Here is an 18,411-nt window from a genome sequence, read left to right as displayed (position 1 = left end):
GCCTCGCGCGGACGCCGAGTTCGACAACGGCTCCGGTGCGGCCGGGCACCCGGCAGGACAGGCAGGCCGGAGCGGTGAGCCGGGCCGCCACCACGAGGGCAGGCCGCGGGCCTGGGCCGGCGCGGGCGAAGATCAGGAATCGCAGAGGGGACGCATGTCGCAGGCGGAGCAGTCGCGGGAACCCCAGCGGGACGAGCGGCAGGAACCGGAGGCGTCGTCGACGCCCGCAGAGTCCGCCTCGGACGAGGCGGGCACGGAGTCCGGGCGGCGCGCGTCGGACGCGGCGAGCGCCGCGGCCCCGGCCGACCGTTCGGACCGGGCCGCCGTGCCCGAATCCGGCGAGGGCTCGGCGTCGCCTGCGGATGACGCGGTGGCGAGGCCGAGTGCGGGCAAGTCGTCGGATTCCGGACGGAATGCGGCTTCCCCTCAGGACAACTCGGGCTCCCCGATGGGGGATGCGGAGTCCGGCGCGGCCAAGCCCGCCTCGAAGGGCAGGCCGGATCCCCGGACCTCTGTGGCCAAGTCCGGTGCCACGGCACCGGATCCCGAGCAGGACGCTCCGGCCCCGAAGGTCAAGTCGCCCTCCCGGTCCGGCGGAACCAAGCCGGCGACCGGGAACGGTTCGGCGTTCGCCGCGCCGGGGACCACGAGCGCGGCCGCCGACGCGAAGCCGGGTGCGGGCACCGGTGCCGCGGGGGCGAAGCCGGGCGCCGAGCCCGCCGACGCCGAGCCGGGCCTCCGCGACGCCGGCGCGATCCGCGCCGACAAGCGCGGCACCGGCACCGCCGACGCGGTCCCGGACGGCAAGTCAGGTGCCGACGCCTCCGACGCCGGGCCTGCCACCAAGGCCGCGTCCGCCACGGCGGGATCGCGGCCCGCTGACGCCGGGTCAGCGGCGAAGCCGGGGTCCGGCGACGGCGACCCCAGCGACGCCAAGCCGGCAGCCGGGGCCGAGGGCGCCAAGCCGAGCGCGTCGGCCGCCGACGCCAAGCCCGCGGCCAAGCCGGTGGCCAAGTCCGCCCCCGTGGCCCCAGCCGCCAAGTCCACGCCGAAGGCGGACGCGAAGCCCGCGCCTCAGTCGGTCACGCCCGCCGCCGGCGGGGAAGGACGGCTGCTCGCCGGCCGGTACCGGCTCGGCGGTGTGCTCGGCCGGGGCGGGATGGGGACCGTCTGGCGGGCCGTCGACGAGACGCTCGGACGGACCGTCGCGGTCAAGGAACTGCGCTTCCCCTCCAGCATCGACGACGACGAGAAGCGCCGCCTCATCACGCGCACCCTGCGCGAGGCCAAGGCGATCGCCCGGATCCGCAACACCGCCGCCGTGACCGTCTACGACGTCGTGGACGAGGACGACCGGCCGTGGATCGTCATGGAACTCGTCGAGGGCAAGTCGCTCGCCGAAGCGGTGCGCGAGGACGGCACGCTGACGCCCCGCCGGGCCGCCGAGGTGGGCCTCGCCATCCTGGACGTACTGCGCTCCGCGCACCGCGAGGGCATCCTGCACCGCGACGTCAAACCGTCCAACGTGCTGATCGCCGAGGACGGCCGGGTCGTGCTCACCGACTTCGGCATCGCCCAGGTGGAGGGCGACCCCTCCATCACGTCCACCGGCATGCTCGTCGGCGCGCCCTCCTACATCTCGCCCGAGCGGGCCCGTGGCCACAAGCCCGGCCCGGCCGCCGACCTCTGGTCGCTCGGCGGGCTGCTCTACGCGAGCGTGGAAGGCGTGCCCCCGTACGACAAGGGCTCGGCGATCGCGACGCTGACCGCGGTCATGACCGAGCCGGTCGACCCGCCGAAGAACGCGGGTCCGCTCCTGGAGCAGGTCATCTACGGGCTGCTGGCCAAGGACCCGGCGCAGCGGCTCGACAACGCCGCCGCGCGCAAGCTGCTCACCGAGGTGCTCAACACCCCCGAGCGCCCCGAGCCCGCCCCGGAGCATGCCTCCCCGGAGGCGACCCGGGTGGTTCCGCTGCCCCGTGAGCCGAAGACCGACGCGGCCGCCGAGCGGATGCGCGGCGCCCTCAAGTCCGTACGGAACGCGGCCGCCGAGGCCAAGGCGTCCGCCAAGGAGAAGGCGCAGGGCGCCCGCGAGGCGCGGGACGTCCGGTCCAAGGCGGTGCCCGCGCGGACGAAGTCCGGGGCGCCGACGGGCCCGGTGCCGCCGCCGCGCGCGCCGCTCACCGACGTCGTGCCGCGCCGCACCCTGGTGATCATCGCGGTGGTCGCCGCGCTCGCCATACTCGGCACGGTGCTCGCCATCACGCTCAGCTCGGGCGATGAATCCCCGGGCAAGGCAAAGGGCGACAAGTCGGCCTCCAGCGGTCCGGCGGCCGCCGGCTCCCCGGCGGGCAGCAAGCAGGGCAGCGGCAGCCAGAAGCCGTCCGGCGGGGTCACCCCGTCGGGCCAGGGCGCCTCGGCCGGGCAGGGCGACGGCAAGGGCGACGACAGCACCAGCGACAACACGGGCACCGGTACCGGCACCGGCGACGGCAGCAAGAGCGGCGGCACGGGCAACGCCGCCACCACGCCCTACAAGTCCGACCAGGGCTTCTCCATAGGGCTGCCCGCGGGTTGGTCGTACAGCAAGACCGACGACGCGGGCGCCCGGTTCAACGGGCCCAACGGGCAGCGCCTCCTGATCGGCTGGACCGACAGCCCGCGCAAGGACCCGGTGGCGGACTGGACCAGCCAGGAGTCCGGCATGACCAGGCCCGGCTACAAGCGCGTGAAGATAGCCGCGGTGGACTACCGGGGCTGGCCCGCGGCCGACTGGGAGTTCACCTACAACGACGACGGCGGGGCCAAGTACCACTCGGTGGACCGGGGCTTCGTCGTCAGCCTCAGCCGGGGTTACGGAATCATGTTCTCGGCCAAGGACGCGGACTGGTCTAAGCCGGAGACCCAGCAGACGCTGGCCACCCTCTTCGCCACCTTCCAGCCCGCCTGACCCCCGCACGGGTCATGTGCGGCCCGGCCGGGGTAAACGGGTATCCCCGGGGCACGATGCGGTAGGGCCACGTATCGTGAGAGCTCGCGGACCGTACGCAGCCGCAATGGGCCGGTAATCGACCGGAATTGGCGTGTTGTGCGGGGCCGGGGGCCATGGTCCGGGGGTACAGCGCGCTGTGGGGAGGCGTCGTGGACGAGTATGCGGGTCGGGTGCTCGCCGACCGCTTTCGGCTGCCGCTGCCCCCCGACGACGGCTACGACCTCGTCGAGACGCGCGCCTTCGACACCTACAGCGGACAGGAAGTCCTGGTCCGCCAGGTCCCGTTGCCCGAGATCGTCGACGCGGAGGTGCTCGACGGCGACGACGCGTACGGGACGCCCGACGCGTACATGCGGGGCGCCCCCGGCAGCGGTTACGGCGCCGCGCCCGGATACGGGCGGACCACCCGCCGGCCCACCGACCCGGACGTGCGCAGGGCCGTCGAGGCGGCCCAGGCGGCCGCGCAGATCCCCGATCACCCCCGCCTCGACCAGGTCTTCGACGTGTTCGCGCAGGACGGCTCGCTGTGGATCGTCAGCGAGCTGATCGCCGCCCGCCCGCTGTCCGCGCTGCTCGCCGAGCGGCCGCTGAACCCGTTCCGCGCGGCGGAGGTCGCCTCCGACGTGCTGACCGCGCTCGCGGTGCTGCACGCGCACGGCTGGACGCATCGCAACATCACCGCCCGCACGGTGTTGATATGCGACGACGGCCGGGTCGTGCTGACCGGCCTCGCGGCGGGCGCCGCCGAGGAGGCCCTGTGCGGGTACGCGCCGGTGCCGTTCCCGCAGGACGGCAACGGCTTCGGCGAAGCCCCGGCCGCAGGCGGCCTCAACGAGCTTGCCCCGCAGGCCACTTCACCCGGGCCGCCCGCCCCGCAGGCGCCCCCCTCCTCACCCGGCGGAGCCGTGCCCCCCGGTGCCGCGGCCAGGGCCGGGGTCGTCGCCGCGTACCGCGCGGGCGCCAGAGCCGCGGCCCGCACCGGCCAGGACACCTCCCCGCACGCCCAGCGCTCCGGCCAGGACACCTCCCCGCACGCCCAGCACCCCGGTGAGGACACCTCCCTCCCCGCTCAGCGCGCCGAGCCGGGCGCGGTCCAGGCCGACCAGGGCATGTACGACCCGGTGCGAGGCGTGCGAGTGCCCAGCGGGGGCACCGCGAGCCCGTACGCCGACGAGGAGGGGCGCGACTCCGGCCGCGCCCGTCGCCAGTACGACCCGGTGACCGGCCGCTGGGTTCCGCGTCCCGCCCCCCGACAGGCCGAGGGGCGGCCGGAGGCCCCGCGTCCGACCGACGCCGGGCAGGGACAGCTCCGCGAACCCGAGTCGAACCGCGCCAACTCACAGCATCCGGAGGCGAGTTCGGCTGGCGCCCCGCGAACTCCCGCGCTGCCGCCCGGCTTTCGCGCCGATGCCTTTCGGGCGGACTCCCAGCGGCAGCCGCACCCCAGCGCGCCGCTGCCCGCCCCGGCCCGGGAGCGCGCGCCCGTACCGGAGCACCGCCAGGCCCCGGCCGATCCCGGCGGCCCCTACCGGGGCCCCGCCAACCGGCTCGCCGCCGAGCGGGCCCGGCACACCCGGATCGCCGTGATCGGCGCGGTCACCGAGCGCTGGGCGCCCGAACAGGCCGGGCCCATACACGAGAACTGGCGGCTCGCCCCGCCGATCGGGCCGGCCACCGACCTCTGGGCGCTCGGCGCCCTGCTGTTCCGCGCGGTCCAGGGCCATGCCCCCTACCCCGAGGACAGCGCGGCCGAGCTCGTCCAGATGGTCTGCGGGGAGCCGCCCGCGTTCGCCGAGGAGTGCGGGCCGCTGCGGCCGGTGGTGGAGTCGCTGCTCCGTCAGGACCCCACGGAGCGGCCTGAGTTCGAGGAGCTGCGCGGCTGGCTGCGCTCCCTGGTGCGCTCCGCGCCCGAGCCGGACGCGGGCACCCGCATCACGCCGCTGATAGTGCCGGACGCCAAGAAGCTGCCCATCGTGCGCCGCCGGGGTGAACTCGTGCGGCGCAGGCGGCGGTCCGCCCCCGTGGCCGCCGCCCCGCCCGTCGAGCACGGGCGCCACCGGCACCGCCAGGCCGCCCCGGAGCGCGGCCGGCCGAGGTCGCTGGGACGGCTCTTGCTCGTCCTGATCCTCTTGCTGCTCGCCGGTGCGATCGCGTACGCGGTGCTCCTCATGCCCCGGTCGGACTCCGCGCGGAACGCGGGCAGCGCCACCCCGCCCCGCCCGAGCGGCCAGCAGAGTCCCGGCTCGCCGTCCGGCGGCGGCTCCCAAGTGCCCACGCCCGGCGGCACCCCGCCCTCCCAGCAGACGCAGACCACCGGGCCCGGCGGCCCGAGCCCCACCCCGGCCGCCGGGTACGCCGTGCGCAAGGACGCCGAGGGCTTCCAGGTCGGCGTAGACAAGAGCTGGCAGCGGCAGCCGATGAACGATGCCGGGCAAGTCCGTTATGTCGGAGGTGACTTCACGCTGATCGTCGTTCCGGGTAGAGATTCGGTGAAGGACAACGGCTCGGACCCGCTGGCCTATCAGGCCGACAAGGAGCGCGAACTTCAGCCGTTCCGGGACTCCAGCTGGTCCACCTCCAGCGGTCTGCGGCGCGTCGACGTGGGACAGCAGTCCATGGCCGAAGGGCAGTTCACCTGGCGTGACAGCAGTGGACGTCAGGTCTACGTCCGCAATCTCGCCATGATCGTCAATGGCCGGTACCACGTGGTCCAGGTCATCGGCCCCGAGTCGCAGCGTGACAAGGTGACGGAGATCTTCGGGCAGGCCACCGGCACCTACAAGGCCGCTCGCTGACGGTCGGTCACTCTCCGCAGTCTCCTAAATCGCCGTACCTGTAGGGGATTCGGCAGTTATGTGCGGTCCGGCGTGGAGGCGAATGGCCTGATCGGCGCGGGACCAAGGGCCCGTATGGTCACGGTTGGGTGCCCCGAGGTTCCCTGGCCGGATTCCGCTCCGTAATCTGGCTGCGAAGGAAAGTCTGGTCGGGCGGCGGGGGACGTGGAAAACACTCACAGCACGAACGGCTCCGGCGCAGGGCTGCTGCTGGCCGGGCGCTATCGGCTCGGCGATGCGATAGGCCGCGGCGGCATGGGCAAGGTCTGGCGTGCCCACGACGAGGTCCTGCACCGCACCGTCGCCGTCAAGGAGCTCACCGCCGCTCTGTACGTGGCCGAGGCCGACCGGGCGATCCTGCACGCGCGCACCCAGAAGGAAGCCCGCGCCGCCGCCCGTATCACCCACCCCGGCGTGGTCACCGTGCACGACGTGCTGGACCACGACAACCGGCCCTGGATCGTCATGCAGTACGTCGACGGGCCCTCGCTCGCCGACGCCGTCAAGGCCGCCGACGGACACCGCATCGAGGCCCGCGAGGCCGCCCGCATCGGCCTCCACGTCCTCGGCGCGCTGCGCGCCGCGCACGCCGCCGGCGTCCTGCACCGCGATGTGAAGCCGGGCAACGTGCTGATCGCGAGCGACGGGCAGGTGCTGCTCACGGACTTCGGGATCGCCGCCATCGAGGGCGACGTCACCATCACCAAGACCGGCGAACTCGTCGGCTCCATCGACTATCTGGCGCCCGAGCGGGTCCAGGGCGCCCACCCGGGGCCCGCATCCGACCTGTGGTCGCTGGGCGCGACCCTGTACGCCGCGGTGCAGGGCGAGTCGCCGTTCCGCCGGGACTCGCCGATCTCCACCATGCAGGCCGTGGTCGCCGAGGAGCCCCCGGTGCCCGACCGGGCCGGCGCGCTGGCTCCCGTCATCGTCGCGCTGCTCCGCAAGAAGCCGGAGGAGCGCCCCTCGGCCGAGGAGGCCGAGCGGATGTTCCTTGAGGCGATGGAGGGCCGCGCCTCCAAGGCCGCCCAGGCTTATGTACCGACCCGTCAGCTGTCCGAGCGGGAGCTGCGCTCGGCCGCCGCCTCGGGGACCGGGCCCACCGAGGTGCAGTCGTCGGCGCGCCCGCTCCCGGCTCCGGCGCGGCCCGCGCCGGAGACCGCCGCCCGCCCGCAGCCGCGCAGGCGCCGGTGGCGGACCGTGGCGCTCGTGGTGGCGCTTGCCGCGGTGGTCGGGGTGGGCGCCGGGTTCGCGGTGATGAAGTACCAGGAGAACAGTGGCGGTTCGGGCTCCACGGGTGGCGACGCCCCGGCCTCCCACGCGCCGACGACCCCCGATGCCGGGCACCCCTCGGGCGCCGGCGACCAGTCGGTGCCCGCCGGCTGGCAGCGCGTCAGGGACCAGGCTGGCTTCAGCCTCCTCGTGCCCAAGGGCTGGAAGCGCCAGTTGGACGGCGCCGAGATCGACTACACCCCGGACAACGGGAAGCACCGCATCCGGATCAGCGTCGACAAGGTGCCCGACTTCGAGAACCCGTACATGCACATGCTCAACATGGAGAAGTCGCTCAAGGAGCGGCTGCCCCAGTACAAGCGGGTGACCCTGCACGGCAACAACTTCCGGGACCAGGTCAAGTCGTCCCTCTGGGAGTTCACCTACGTGGAGAAGCAGGACTTCCCGGGCAAGCGGCACGCCATCGACCAGATGTATTACGGGGACGGCGGCCGGCCCGAGTACGCCATCTACATGTCGGGCCCCGAGGAGGACTGGGCGACCACCCGCCAGCAGTTCGACACGGTGCTCCAGGGCTGGCAGCCCCCCTCTTCCGGCGCGAGCTGATCCTGCCGCCCCCCGCCTGTGGCGAACACCGCCGGAGCCTGCCCGGGTGCGGCATGATGGGCCCTGCACGGGTGCGGGGGAGATCGAGGGGGGCACGGTGCCCACAGCAGAGCAGGATCCGAAGGAACCCCAGGACCGCGTCAACTCCCGTCTGGTGGCCGGACGTTACCGGCTCGGCGGGCGGCTCGGGCGGGGCGGGATGGGCACGGTGTGGCGTGCGCACGATGAACTCCTCGGCCGTCACGTCGCCGTCAAGGAACTGCACCCCGAAGGCGGGGCGCCCGCGACCGCCGCGCTGCGCGAGGCCCGCGCCGTCGCCCAGATCAAGCACCCGCATGTGATCGTCGTCCACGACGTCGTGGAGGAGCCCGCCCCCGAAGGGCCCTCGGGCGCCAGGCGTTCGTACATCGTGATGGAACTCGTCGACGGCGGCTCGCTCGCCGACCGGCTCGCCTCGGCCGGGCCCGTCGGGGTGCGGGAGGCCGCGCGCATCGGGGTCGCCCTGCTCGGCGCCCTCGCGACCGCGCACGCCCGGGGCGTACTGCACCGCGACCTCAAGCCCGCCAACGTCCTCATCGAGGAGGACAGCGGGCGCGTCGTGCTCACGGACTTCGGCATCGCGCAGGTGCCGGGCACCTCGACGATCAGCGAGGAGGGCGCGTTCGTCGGCTCGCCCGAATACACCGCCCCCGAGCGGATGCAGGGCGCGGGCGCCGGGCCCGAGTCGGACCTGTGGTCCCTTGGCGCGCTCCTGTGCGCGGCCCTGAGCGGTGAATCTCCCTTCCACCGCGACTCGTTGGGCGGTGTCCTGCACGCCGTCGTCCTCGACGAGATCCGTCCGCCCCAGGCCGCGGGACCGCTGCTCCCCGTCGTCCACGGCCTGTTGGAGCGCGACCCCGCGCACCGGCTCGGCGCGGTGGAGGCGGAGTCGCTGCTGCGGACGTTCGCCGCGACGGGCAGCACCCCGAGACCGCGCTATGTGCCGACCGAGCGGGTCGAGCCGTCGGTGCCATCGGCGCCGCCGGCCGACGCCGTTCCCGCGACGCCGGTCACCTCGCCGAGCCCCGCCGCCCGCCCCTGGCGGGCCCGGGGCGTGCTGGTGGGGGCCGCCCTGGTGATCGTCCTTGCCGGGGCGGGCGCGGCCGTCGCGGTGTTCGCGCTCGGCCACGGGGGAGGGGGCCACCGCCATGCGGCCGAGCGCTCGGCCGAGCGGTCGGCCCAGAGCCCCGCCCCGCCCGTCGCGTCCTGGCGGCCACCCCCGCCGCCCGCCCCGCCCCCGCGCCCGGCCCCGCCGCCGGTGCCCGCCGGGTTCCACTTCGTGCGCGACCCGGACGGCTTCGGGATCGTCCTGCCCGACGGCTACACCCGCAGCACCGACGCGCAGCGCGTCTTCTACATGTCGCCGGGCGGCACGCTCCGGGTCGGCATCCGGATGCAGAACGCGGTGTCCGGCGGCCCCCTCGGCGTCATGCGCCAGGCGGCCGCCAACGGGGCCACCACCAACCCCGGTTACCGCGACGCCAAGGTCACCGCGACCACCCACCACGGCCGCGACGCGGCGCTGTGGGAGTTCACCTGGAACGGCTTCACCAAGGCGGAGGGACCCCGTCACACCTACGACGTGAGCTGGGACGACTTCGGCCGGATGTACGACGTGTGGGTCTCGGCCCCGGTCAGCCGCCTCGACGAGGCGAAGCGGACCTTCGACACCGCCCTCGACTCCTTCGTGCCCGGGCCCTGACCTCGCGGGAGGGGGCCGGGGCCGGGCGGCGCCGCCCGGCGGGCGCGTCGCTCGGCCGGGCGGCGGCCGAAGATCCACGATCTGTCTGTCCTCGCGCCTCCGGCAACCGTAAGTCGCTGATCAGCGGTTATGCAGCCAGTGATCGCTGGCGTGGTTTTCGGGGTCTCGAAAAGCCGTTACCGACGGGTACCGAAAGTGCTCCGCCGGGCATACGCTCGGCCCATGACGGACTCGCAGGCCTCGCCCACGACCACCCGCACGCCCGCCGGGACCAACCCGGTCGCCCCGGCACCAGCCGGCGCGAGGACCGCCACCGATGTGGTCACGGGGCAACTGGTCGCCCAGCTCACCCGGGGCGTCGCCGGGTCCGGGCGGACCGCCAACCACACCCCGTTCACCGGCGAGAAGCTGGCCGACCTGCCCGAGTCCACGCCCGAGGACGTCGCCGAGGCCTTCGCGCGCGCCCGCGCGGCGCAGCGCGCCTGGGCCGCGACGCCGGTCCGGGTCCGGGCCGCCGTGCTGCTCCGCTTCCACGACCTGGTGCTGGCCCGCCAGGCCGAGGTGCTCGACCTGATCCAGCTGGAGACCGGCAAGGCGCGGCTGCACGCGCACGAAGAGGTGCAGGCCGTCGCCGTCGCCGCCCGCCACTACGGGCGCAAGGCCCCGGCCTATCTGAAGCCCAGGCGGCACACGGGCGTCGTGCCCACCCTGACCAAGGTCACCGAACTGCGCCAGCCGCGCGGGGTGGTCGGGCAGATCGCGCCCTGGAACTACCCGCTCGAACTGTCGGTGGGCGACGCGCTGCCCGCGTTCGTCTCCGGCAACGCCGTCGTGATGAAGCCCGACACCGAGACCGCGCTCACCGCCCTGTGGGCGCGCGATCTGCTCATCGAGGCGGGCCTCCCGGCCGAGGTCTTCCAGGTCGTGCTCGGCGAGGGGCCGGTCGTCGGCCCCGAGGTCGTCCGGCACGCCGACTACGTCTCCTTCACCGGCTCGACCCGCACCGGCCGCGAGGTCGCCCAGGGCGCGGCGGCCCGACTGGTCGGCGTATCCCTGGAGTTGGGCGGCAAGAACGCCATGCTCGTGCTGCACGACGCCGATGTGGAGAAGGCGGCCGCGGGCGCGGTCCGCGCCTGCTTCTCCTCGGCCGGCCAGCTCTGCATCTCGATCGAGCGACTGTACGTTCACGAATCGATCGCCGACGCCTTCCTCGATCGATTCGCCGCACGTACGAAGGCGATGCGGCTCGGTCGCTCACTCGCGTACGGAGCGGACATGGGTTCCCTGGTGGGCGAGCGCCAGCTGGAGACCGTCACCCGGCACGTCGAGGAGGCCGTCGCCAAGGGCGCCAAGCTCGTCGCGGGCGGCGTCGCCCGCCCCGACATCGGCCCGCTCTTCTACGAGCCCACCATCCTGGACGGCGTCGAGGCGCCGATGGCGGTGTGCACCGAGGAGACCTTCGGCCCGGTCGTCTCGGTCTACCGCTTCAAGGACGAGGACGAGGTGATCGAGCGGGCCAACGCCACCCCGTACGGCCTCAACTCCTCGGTGTGGACGAAGGATTCGCGGCGCGGCCACGAGGTGGCGGCCCGGCTCGGCACCGGCACGGTCAACATCAACGAGGGCTACGCCCCCGCCTACGGCAGCGTGCAGTCGCCGATGGGCGGCATGAAGGACTCGGGGCTCGGCCGCCGGCACGGCTCCGAGGGCATCCTCAAGTACACCGAGGCCCAGACCGTCGCCCAGCAGCGCCTCATCCCGCTGGCCCCCTCCTTCGGCATGGACGACGAGAAGTACGCCGCCTTCATGACCCGGAGCCTGAAGGCCATGAAGGCCCTGCGCCTGCGCTGACCCGCGAGACCCGAGCCGACCCCCACGGAAAGACCAGCCCCGCCCCTCCGCCCGACCCTCCCCCGAGCTCCCCATGGGCCGGGGGACCTCCACGCGTACGAGGAGAGCCATGTCCCAGGTACCCCCAGCCCGAAATCCGGAAGAGGACGGCGCATACGACTACGACTACGACGTCGTCGTGGTCGGCTCGGGCTTCGGCGGTTCGGTGACGGCGCTGCGGCTCACCGAGAAGGGCTACCGGGTCGCCGTCCTGGAGGCGGGCCGCCGCTTCGGCCCGGCCACGCTGCCCAAGAACTCCTGGGACATCAAGAACTACCTGTGGGCGCCGAAGCTCGGCCTGTACGGCATCCAGCGCATCCATCTGCTCGGCAACGTGATGGTGCTCGGCGGCGCGGGCGTCGGCGGCGGCTCCCTCAACTACGCCAACACCCTGTACGTGCCGCCGAAGCCGTTCTTCGACGACCCGCAGTGGAAGGACATCACCGACTGGCAGGACGAGCTGGCGCCCTACTACGACCAGGCGCGGCGCATGCTCGGGGTGCGGCTCAACCCGACGATGACGCCCTCCGACGTCCACCTCAAGGCCGCGGCCCAGCGCATGGGCGTCGGCGACACCTTCCACATGGCGCCGGTCGGCGTCTTCTTCGGTGATGGCCAGGACGGTGACGGTACGTCAAAGGCCAGGCCCGGCACGGCGGTTGACGACCCGTACTTCGGTGGCGCGGGGCCCTCGCGCAAGGCGTGCACCGAGTGCGGCGAGTGCATGACGGGGTGCCGGCACGGGGCGAAGAACACCCTCAACGAGAACTACCTCTACCTCGCCGAGAAGGCGGGCGCGGTGGTCCACCCCATGACGACGGTCGTCTCGGTGACCGAGGACTCGCGCGGCGGCCACGCCGTGTCGACGCTGCCCACCGACCGCAAGGACGCGCCGGGCCGGCTGTTCACCGCCCGCCGCGTCGTCGTCGCGGCCGGCACCTATGGCACCCAGACCCTGCTGCACCGCATGAAGGCGAGCGGTCAACTCCCCTACATCTCCAAGCGGTTGGGCGAGCTGACCCGGACGAACTCCGAAGCCCTCGTCGGCGCGCAGACCACGAGCCGCCGCTACCGCAGCCGGCACGGCGCGGCCAGGGTCGACTTCACCCGGGGCGTCGCCATCACCTCCTCGATCCACCCGGACGAGAACACCCACATCGAGCCGGTCCGCTACGGCAAGGGCTCGAACGCGATGGGCAGCATGTCGATCCTGCAGGTGCCCTACGGCGTCAACCGGGTCCGCAACTGGCTCGGCAACGCGGCCAAGCACCCGCTGCTCCTCGCTCGTTCGATCAGCAACCGGCGCTGGTCCGAGCGAACGATCATCGGCCTGGTCATGCAGTCACTCGACAACTCGCTCACCACCCATCTCAAGCCGGACGGGGTCGGCAAGGGCCTGCTGACCGCCGAGCAGGGCCACGGGGCGCCCAACCCCAAGCAGATCCGGGCGGCCACCGACGGCGCCACGGCGATCGCCGCGGAGATCAACGGTTTCGCCGGCTCGAACGTCGGCGAGCTCATGGGCACCCCGCTCACCGCGCACTTCTTGGGCGGCTGCCCGATCGGCGACTCGGCCGAGACGGGTGTGATCGACCCGTACCACCGGCTGTACGGGCATCCCGGGATCTCGGTCGTGGACGGCGCGGCCGTCTCGGCGAACCTCGGCGTGAACCCGTCACTGACGATCACCGCACAGGCCGAGCGCGCCATGTCGCTGTGGCCCAACAAGGGCGAGGCGGACCTCCGCCCGGCGCAGGGCGCGGCCTATGTCCGGCTCGCCCCGGTCGAGCCGAAGTCCCCGGCGGTCCCGGCGGAGGCCTTCGGCGCCCTGAAGCTCCCCTTCCTCGGCATGCCGACGGTCCCGCCGAAGCCGGAGGAGTGAGCCGTACGGGGAGGTCCCGGGCGGAGCCGGGGACACCGGTGATCGCGTACGCAACGATCACGTAAGCAATCGAAAGCCGGCCGGACACGGCAAGAGGCGCTGCACCCCCCTCCGAGTGCAGCGCCTCTCACGTGTGCGGAGACCTGGTGGAGCCCCGTCGGCGGAAACGGAACGCGGGCGGGGCTGTTGGTTCCACATGCATGACCTGTGACTCCTGTGAATGGTTGTCCCGCCTTCACGAAATCCTTATGTGATCCACGCCACTTCCCCTTCATGGCAACCATCGGCCCGCTCCGCGGGTCGAACCGCTGCCGCGGCATGTGCCGCCCAGGACATGTCAAGAGGGGTCATTCGAAGTGAGCGAGAAGCCGCCGGTCTCCAAGGAGTCGTCGGGCGACGAGCCCGTGCCGGACGAGGTCTGGGAGCGGTTCATCCGCGACACCGAGCTGGACATCCGGGCGACCGCGCCCAAGGAGCCCTCGGCGCGGGCCCGGATGGTGACCGACCGGCTGCGCGGACAGCGGGAGGCCACCGAGCCGCGCGGCCGCAAGGCCAAGCGTCGCTCCGCCGAGCCGGAGGGGTGGCGGACCGGGCCCGCCTGGCAGGAGATGAACGGACGGGCCGCACGCAAGCGCCGCATGTGGGGCGTGCTCGGCGTCTTCCTCGCGACGGGCGTGCTGCTGGTCGCCCTCAACCCGTCCCGGGCGCTGTCCGTGGTGACCGGAGGCGACGGCTCCGACGGCGCCGACGCGACCCCGCTGGCGGCGGAGACCGCCGCCCCGACGGGTGCCCCGCCCTCCTTCGACCCGGACCGGCCCACCCTCAAGGAGCCCTTCCGCGGCTCGCCCGCGGTGCAGTACGCGGACGGCGCCGCCGGCATCGAGCTGCCGGACGCCACCGCGCTCGCCGGCATCTCCAAGGAGCGGGTGGCGGCGGCCCTGGCCGGCACGCGCACCCTCCTGATCGAGTCGAACCTGTCCCCGGCGACCCTGCGCGGCGAGCGTCCGGAGGCCGCGCTCGCCCTCATCGACCCGCTGGAGAAGGAAGTCCTCGACCCCCTCACCACCGGCCTGGCCAAGCCGGACAAGGACCACGATCCGCTGACCCTCTTCTCGCGCTTCGACCCGAAGAAGGTCAAGCTCGTCGGTGACGTGGTCAAGACCCGCGGCCGCATGACGTTCGACAAGGGGTCGGACGGCGGGGTCGTTGTGCACGCCGACTACACCTTCGTCTACCCGGTGGTGAAGGCGGCGCCCGGCTCGACCGAGGTGGCCCGCACGATCGTCCGCCGCATCCTCGACATCGAGGTCACGGACCCGTCCGTAGCGCAGTCCACTCCGGGGAAGCTCTGGATCTCCCGGCACGACGTGGACAGCGGCAATTCGCGGTGCGACCTCGACAACGGCTACCTGAACCCCGAGTTCGCCGACGAAACCCCCTCCGGCCCGTCCCCGAGCGGCCCCGCCGTCGACCCGTACGACCGCAGCCGGTCCCTGGACACGGATCGCTCGGGAGCCTGCGGCACGGTGACGCGTACCTGAGTGCCGGCTCACGCGCGCCCCGCAACTCCCTGATGAACCACGGGAGTTGGGGACGATGCGTACCGCGTCGATCGCCGAGGCAAGCGAAGGGCCCCGCGGTTCGGCCCGTACGGGGTGCGTACGGGCGGCCTGCGGGGCCCTGGGCCGTCAGCACCGACGTCAGGGCAGCGTCGGTGCCGCGGGGGCGGCGCCGGGGGGTGCGCCGCTGGACTGGTGTGCCGGGGTGGCCGACCCGGCGCGTGCGGGGCGCGCGAGTGGTGTCGACCAATGGCAACGGGTGTACGGGGTAAGGGACTTGTCTCTGCATCGTGCTGGATGGGCCGCGCCCGGCGCAACCGTTTCGACCGGATGCGGCCGGCCCCGGGCGTCCCCGGAACCGACCGCCTTTGGGGTGACCGGGCTGCTGTCCCCTGCCGTCCGGTCACACACACCGGGGCGAGGTCCCACGACGCACTTGCGATGCGTCACACGCCCCAGCGGAGCCACGCGTGGTTTCTTCGGGCCCGCCCCTGGCTGGCACGGACACCCCACCAACGAAGCCGGGCCGGACCCGGTCACGGCGCCGTACGGGTGAGGAGCGCCCGAACTCAGATACGGCCCCGGCACAGCTCCAGCATCGTCATCGCGAGGGCCGTACCGGGCCGGCCGAGCGCGTCGCTGAAGTGGGCCAGGACCTCCATCTCGCGGTTCAGACTGACCCGGCGGCCGCCGGAGGCGATCCGGGACTCCTGGATGACCGCCGAGACGGCCATGCGCTCCTGGACGAGGCCGATGATGCGGTCGTCGAGCGCGTCGATGCGCTCGCGCGCGCCGGTGATCATCGCGGCGGCCTCGTCGGTGCGGGCGCCGGTCTTCTCGGTGACGGAGATGCTCATGGGGGCTCCTCGGTAGGGATGCGCGCCCCGGATCGGCAAGGACCGGAAACCACTGAGCGCCCCGGGCCTTGTCGGCCCGGGGCGCTCAGTGGAAGTCGCTTGTCAGTTGCTCAAGCAGCACGACCATGGCGCCCGGCGGGCCGGGTGCCATAGGTAAAGACGAAGGTCTGGTGCTTGCGCATGGGCACAGTATGGACCGACGCCCCGGAAGCGGGCCAATCCGGGTTCGGATGGTGAGACGAACCCGGACCCGTGCGCCCCGGTAGAATCGACAAAACCGACCCCCTCCCACCGCCGGAAGGCCGCCACCCGTGCCAGCAGCACCCTCCGCAGCCGCGCCCGACAGCAACCCGGACGTCGTCCTGGTTGTCGACTTCGGCGCGCAGTACGCCCAGCTCATCGCCCGCCGCGTCCGCGAGGCCCGGGTCTACAGCGAGATCGTCCCGAGCAGCATGCCGGTGGCCGAGATGCTGGCCAAGAACCCCAAGGCGATCATCCTCTCCGGCGGCCCGTCCTCCGTGTACGCCGAGGGTGCCCCGCGCCTGGACCGCGCGATCTTCGAGGCCGGGGTGCCCGTCTTCGGCATGTGCTACGGCTTCCAGCTGATGGCGACCACGCTCGGCGGCACGGTCGACGACAACGGCGCCCGCGAGTACGGCCGCACCCCGCTGACCGTCTCCAAGCAGGGCTCCACCCTCTTCGAGGGCACCCCGGCGGAGCAGTCGGTGTGGATGTCGCACGGCGACGCCTGCTCGGCGGCGCCCGAGGGCTTCACGGTCACGGCCTCCACGGACGTCGTCCCCGTCGCCGCCTTCGAGAACGACGAGAAGAAGCTCTACGGCGTCCAGTACCACCCCGAGGTGCTGCACTCCACGCACGGCCAGCAGATCCTGGAGCACTTCCTCTACCGCGGCGCGGGCATCGAGCCGACGTGGACGACGCACAACGTCGTCGAGGAGCAGGTCGCCCTGATCCGCGAGCAGGTCGGCACCAAGCGCGCGATCTGCGGTCTGTCCGGCGGCGTCGACTCCGCGGTCGCCGCGGCCCTCGTGCAGAAGGCCATCGGCTCCCAGCTGACCTGCGTGTACGTCGACCACGGTCTGATGCGCAAGGGCGAGACCGAGCAGGTCGAGAAGGACTTCGTGGCCGCCACCGGCGTCCAGCTGAAGGTCGTCGACGCGCAGGAGCGATTCCTCACCGCGCTCGCCGGGGTCTCCGACCCGGAGACCAAGCGGAAGATCATCGGCCGCGAGTTCATCCGCGTCTTCGAGCAGGCCCAGCTGGAGATCCTCCAGGAGGACGGCCCCGAGGTCGCCTTCCTCGTGCAGGGCACCCTCTACCCGGACGTCGTCGAGTCCGGCGGCGGCACCGGCACCGCGAACATCAAGTCCCACCACAACGTGGGCGGCCTGCCCGACGACATCGAGTTCGAACTCGTCGAGCCGCTGCGCAAGCTGTTCAAGGACGAGGTCCGCATGGTCGGCCAGGAGCTCGGCCTGCCCGACGAGATCGTCCAGCGCCAGCCGTTCCCCGGCCCCGGCCTCGGCATCCGCATCGTCGGCGAGGTCACCAAGGAGCGTCTGGACCTGCTGCGCGAGGCCGACGCGATCGCCCGCGAGGAGCTGACCGCGGCCGGCCTCGACCGCGAGATCTGGCAGTGCCCGGTCGTGCTGCTCGCCGACGTCCGCTCGGTGGGCGTCCAGGGCGACGGCCGCACCTACGGCCACCCGATCGTGCTGCGCCCGGTCTCCTCCGAGGACGCCATGACGGCGGACTGGACGCGGATGCCCTACGACGTGCTCGCGAAGATCTCCACCCGCATCACCAACGAGGTCGCCGACGTCAACCGCGTCGTCCTCGACGTGACGAGCAAGCCGCCGGGCACCATCGAGTGGGAGTAGTCCCCACTGGCTCAGCGACAGCGACGGCGCCGTCCCCGTACCCGGGGGCGGCGCCGTCGCCGTTGTCACCGGGGGCCGCATGACTCTGTTCACCTGCGGTAACGCGAGGTAGCTTCCGGCCATGACTGAGATGCCCGAGCCGATACCGGTGGACCAGCTGCGGTTCGATCTGCCGCCCGTGCACGACGACCCCGCCGAGGAGCGGCAGCACCGCAAGGAGCGGCTCGCGGGGGCGCTGAGACTCTTCGCCCGGTTCGGTTACGAGGAAGGCGTCTCGGGCCATGTCACCGCGCGCGACCCGGAGTTGGCCGACTGCTACTGGGTGAACCCGTTCGGCGTGCCGTTCGCGCACGTCACCGCGGGCGATCTGGTCCTGGTCAACGGGGAGGGGCAGGTCGTCCGGGGCGGCCACCACGTCAACCAGGCCGCGTTCACCGTGCACGCCCAGGTGCACCGGGCCCGCCCGGACGCCGTCGCCGTCGTCCACACCCACTCCACGTACGGCAGGGCGCTCGCGGCGCTCGGCGATTTCGTCGAGCCGTACACGCAGGAGGCCTGCGCTTTCTTCGAAGACCACGCGGTGTACGACGCGTACACCGGGGTCGTCGTGGATGCCGAGGAGGGCCGGCGGATCGCGGCGGCGCTCGCCTCGTACAAGGCCGTCGTGCTGCGCAACCACGGGCTGCTCACCGTCGGGGACTCGGTGGACGCGGCGGCCTGGTGGTTCATCTCGATGGAGCGTTGCGCGAAGGTGCAGCTCGCCGCGCGGGCCGCCGGCAAGCCCGTGCTCATCGACCGGCGGGACGCGGTGTCCACCCGCGACCAGCTCGGCAGCGATCTCGTGGCCTGGATCAACTACCAGCCGCTGTGGCGGCGGATCAGCCACGCGGAGCCCGAACTTCTGTCGTAGTAGGTC

The 18,411-nt window shown here is 73.0% G+C and carries 10 protein-coding genes; 9 read left to right on the top strand and 1 reads right to left on the bottom strand.

Translation table 11 applies throughout. The annotated features are described in order from the left end of the window. Window positions 1–154: 154 nt before the first annotated feature. The 7 genes from ACFYZA_RS12680 (at window position 155) to ACFYZA_RS12650 (ending at window position 14,719) form a co-directional block, all read left to right on the top strand. On the top strand, window positions 155–2,950 hold the full coding sequence (locus tag ACFYZA_RS12680) for a protein kinase (RefSeq protein WP_388489828.1): 2,796 nt from the start codon (window positions 155–157) through the stop codon (window positions 2,948–2,950). Between the two features lie 191 nt (window positions 2,951–3,141). Next, window positions 3,142–5,787: a protein kinase gene (locus ACFYZA_RS12675; protein WP_388489826.1), complete on the top strand. Its 2,646-nt coding sequence runs from the start codon at window positions 3,142–3,144 to the stop codon at window positions 5,785–5,787. A gap of 246 nt (window positions 5,788–6,033) precedes the next feature. Continuing rightward, window positions 6,034–7,665 carry a serine/threonine-protein kinase gene (locus ACFYZA_RS12670; protein WP_388490278.1) on the top strand — a complete coding sequence of 544 codons (1,632 nt, stop codon included), beginning with the start codon at window positions 6,034–6,036 and terminating at the stop codon, window positions 7,663–7,665. A 97-nt stretch (window positions 7,666–7,762) separates the two neighbouring features. Continuing rightward, complete coding sequence (locus ACFYZA_RS12665; protein WP_382588841.1) at window positions 7,763–9,406, top strand: protein kinase; 1,644 nt, start codon at window positions 7,763–7,765, stop codon at window positions 9,404–9,406. A gap of 222 nt (window positions 9,407–9,628) precedes the next feature. After that, window positions 9,629–11,257 carry a succinic semialdehyde dehydrogenase gene (locus ACFYZA_RS12660; protein ID WP_382588843.1) on the top strand — a complete coding sequence of 543 codons (1,629 nt, stop codon included), beginning with the start codon at window positions 9,629–9,631 and terminating at the stop codon, window positions 11,255–11,257. A 109-nt stretch (window positions 11,258–11,366) separates the two neighbouring features. Continuing rightward, entirely contained in the window at window positions 11,367–13,178 is a 1,812-nt protein-coding gene (locus ACFYZA_RS12655) for an FAD-dependent oxidoreductase (RefSeq protein ID WP_388489822.1), read from the top strand. A gap of 356 nt (window positions 13,179–13,534) precedes the next feature. Continuing rightward, complete coding sequence (locus ACFYZA_RS12650) at window positions 13,535–14,719, top strand: hypothetical protein (RefSeq protein ID WP_388489820.1); 1,185 nt, start codon at window positions 13,535–13,537, stop codon at window positions 14,717–14,719. A 587-nt stretch (window positions 14,720–15,306) separates the two neighbouring features. Here ACFYZA_RS12650 and ACFYZA_RS12645 read toward each other — a convergent pair. Then, entirely contained in the window at window positions 15,307–15,594 is a 288-nt protein-coding gene (locus tag ACFYZA_RS12645) for a chorismate mutase (RefSeq protein ID WP_382588849.1), read from the bottom strand. A gap of 311 nt (window positions 15,595–15,905) precedes the next feature. On the opposite strand from ACFYZA_RS12645, the gene guaA reads away from it, so the two are divergent. Then, entirely contained in the window at window positions 15,906–17,495 is a 1,590-nt protein-coding gene (gene guaA, locus ACFYZA_RS12640) for a glutamine-hydrolyzing GMP synthase (RefSeq protein ID WP_382591712.1), read from the top strand. 121 nt (window positions 17,496–17,616) lie between these two features. Further along, window positions 17,617–18,405, top strand: coding sequence for a class II aldolase/adducin family protein (locus ACFYZA_RS12635; protein WP_382591715.1), 789 nt, complete (start codon window positions 17,617–17,619; stop codon window positions 18,403–18,405). Window positions 18,406–18,411: the final 6 nt, after the last annotated feature.

This window comes from Streptomyces sp. NPDC001828 (assembly GCF_042892175.1).
In the GTDB taxonomy this organism is placed as follows: Bacteria; Actinomycetota; Actinomycetes; order Streptomycetales; family Streptomycetaceae; genus Streptomyces.
This window is presented reverse-complemented; position numbering and strand designations above follow the sequence as displayed.

Coding starts and splice junctions, on each gene's coding strand:
- ACFYZA_RS12645 (WP_382588849.1), bottom strand. CDS start 15,594: ATGAGCATCTCCGTCACCGAGAAGACCGGCGCCCGCACCGACGAGGCC.
- ACFYZA_RS12635 (WP_382591715.1), top strand. CDS start 17,617: ATGACTGAGATGCCCGAGCCGATACCGGTGGACCAGCTGCGGTTCGAT.
- ACFYZA_RS12660 (WP_382588843.1), top strand. CDS start 9,629: ATGACGGACTCGCAGGCCTCGCCCACGACCACCCGCACGCCCGCCGGG.
- ACFYZA_RS12655 (WP_388489822.1), top strand. CDS start 11,367: ATGTCCCAGGTACCCCCAGCCCGAAATCCGGAAGAGGACGGCGCATAC.
- ACFYZA_RS12680 (WP_388489828.1), top strand. CDS start 155: ATGTCGCAGGCGGAGCAGTCGCGGGAACCCCAGCGGGACGAGCGGCAG.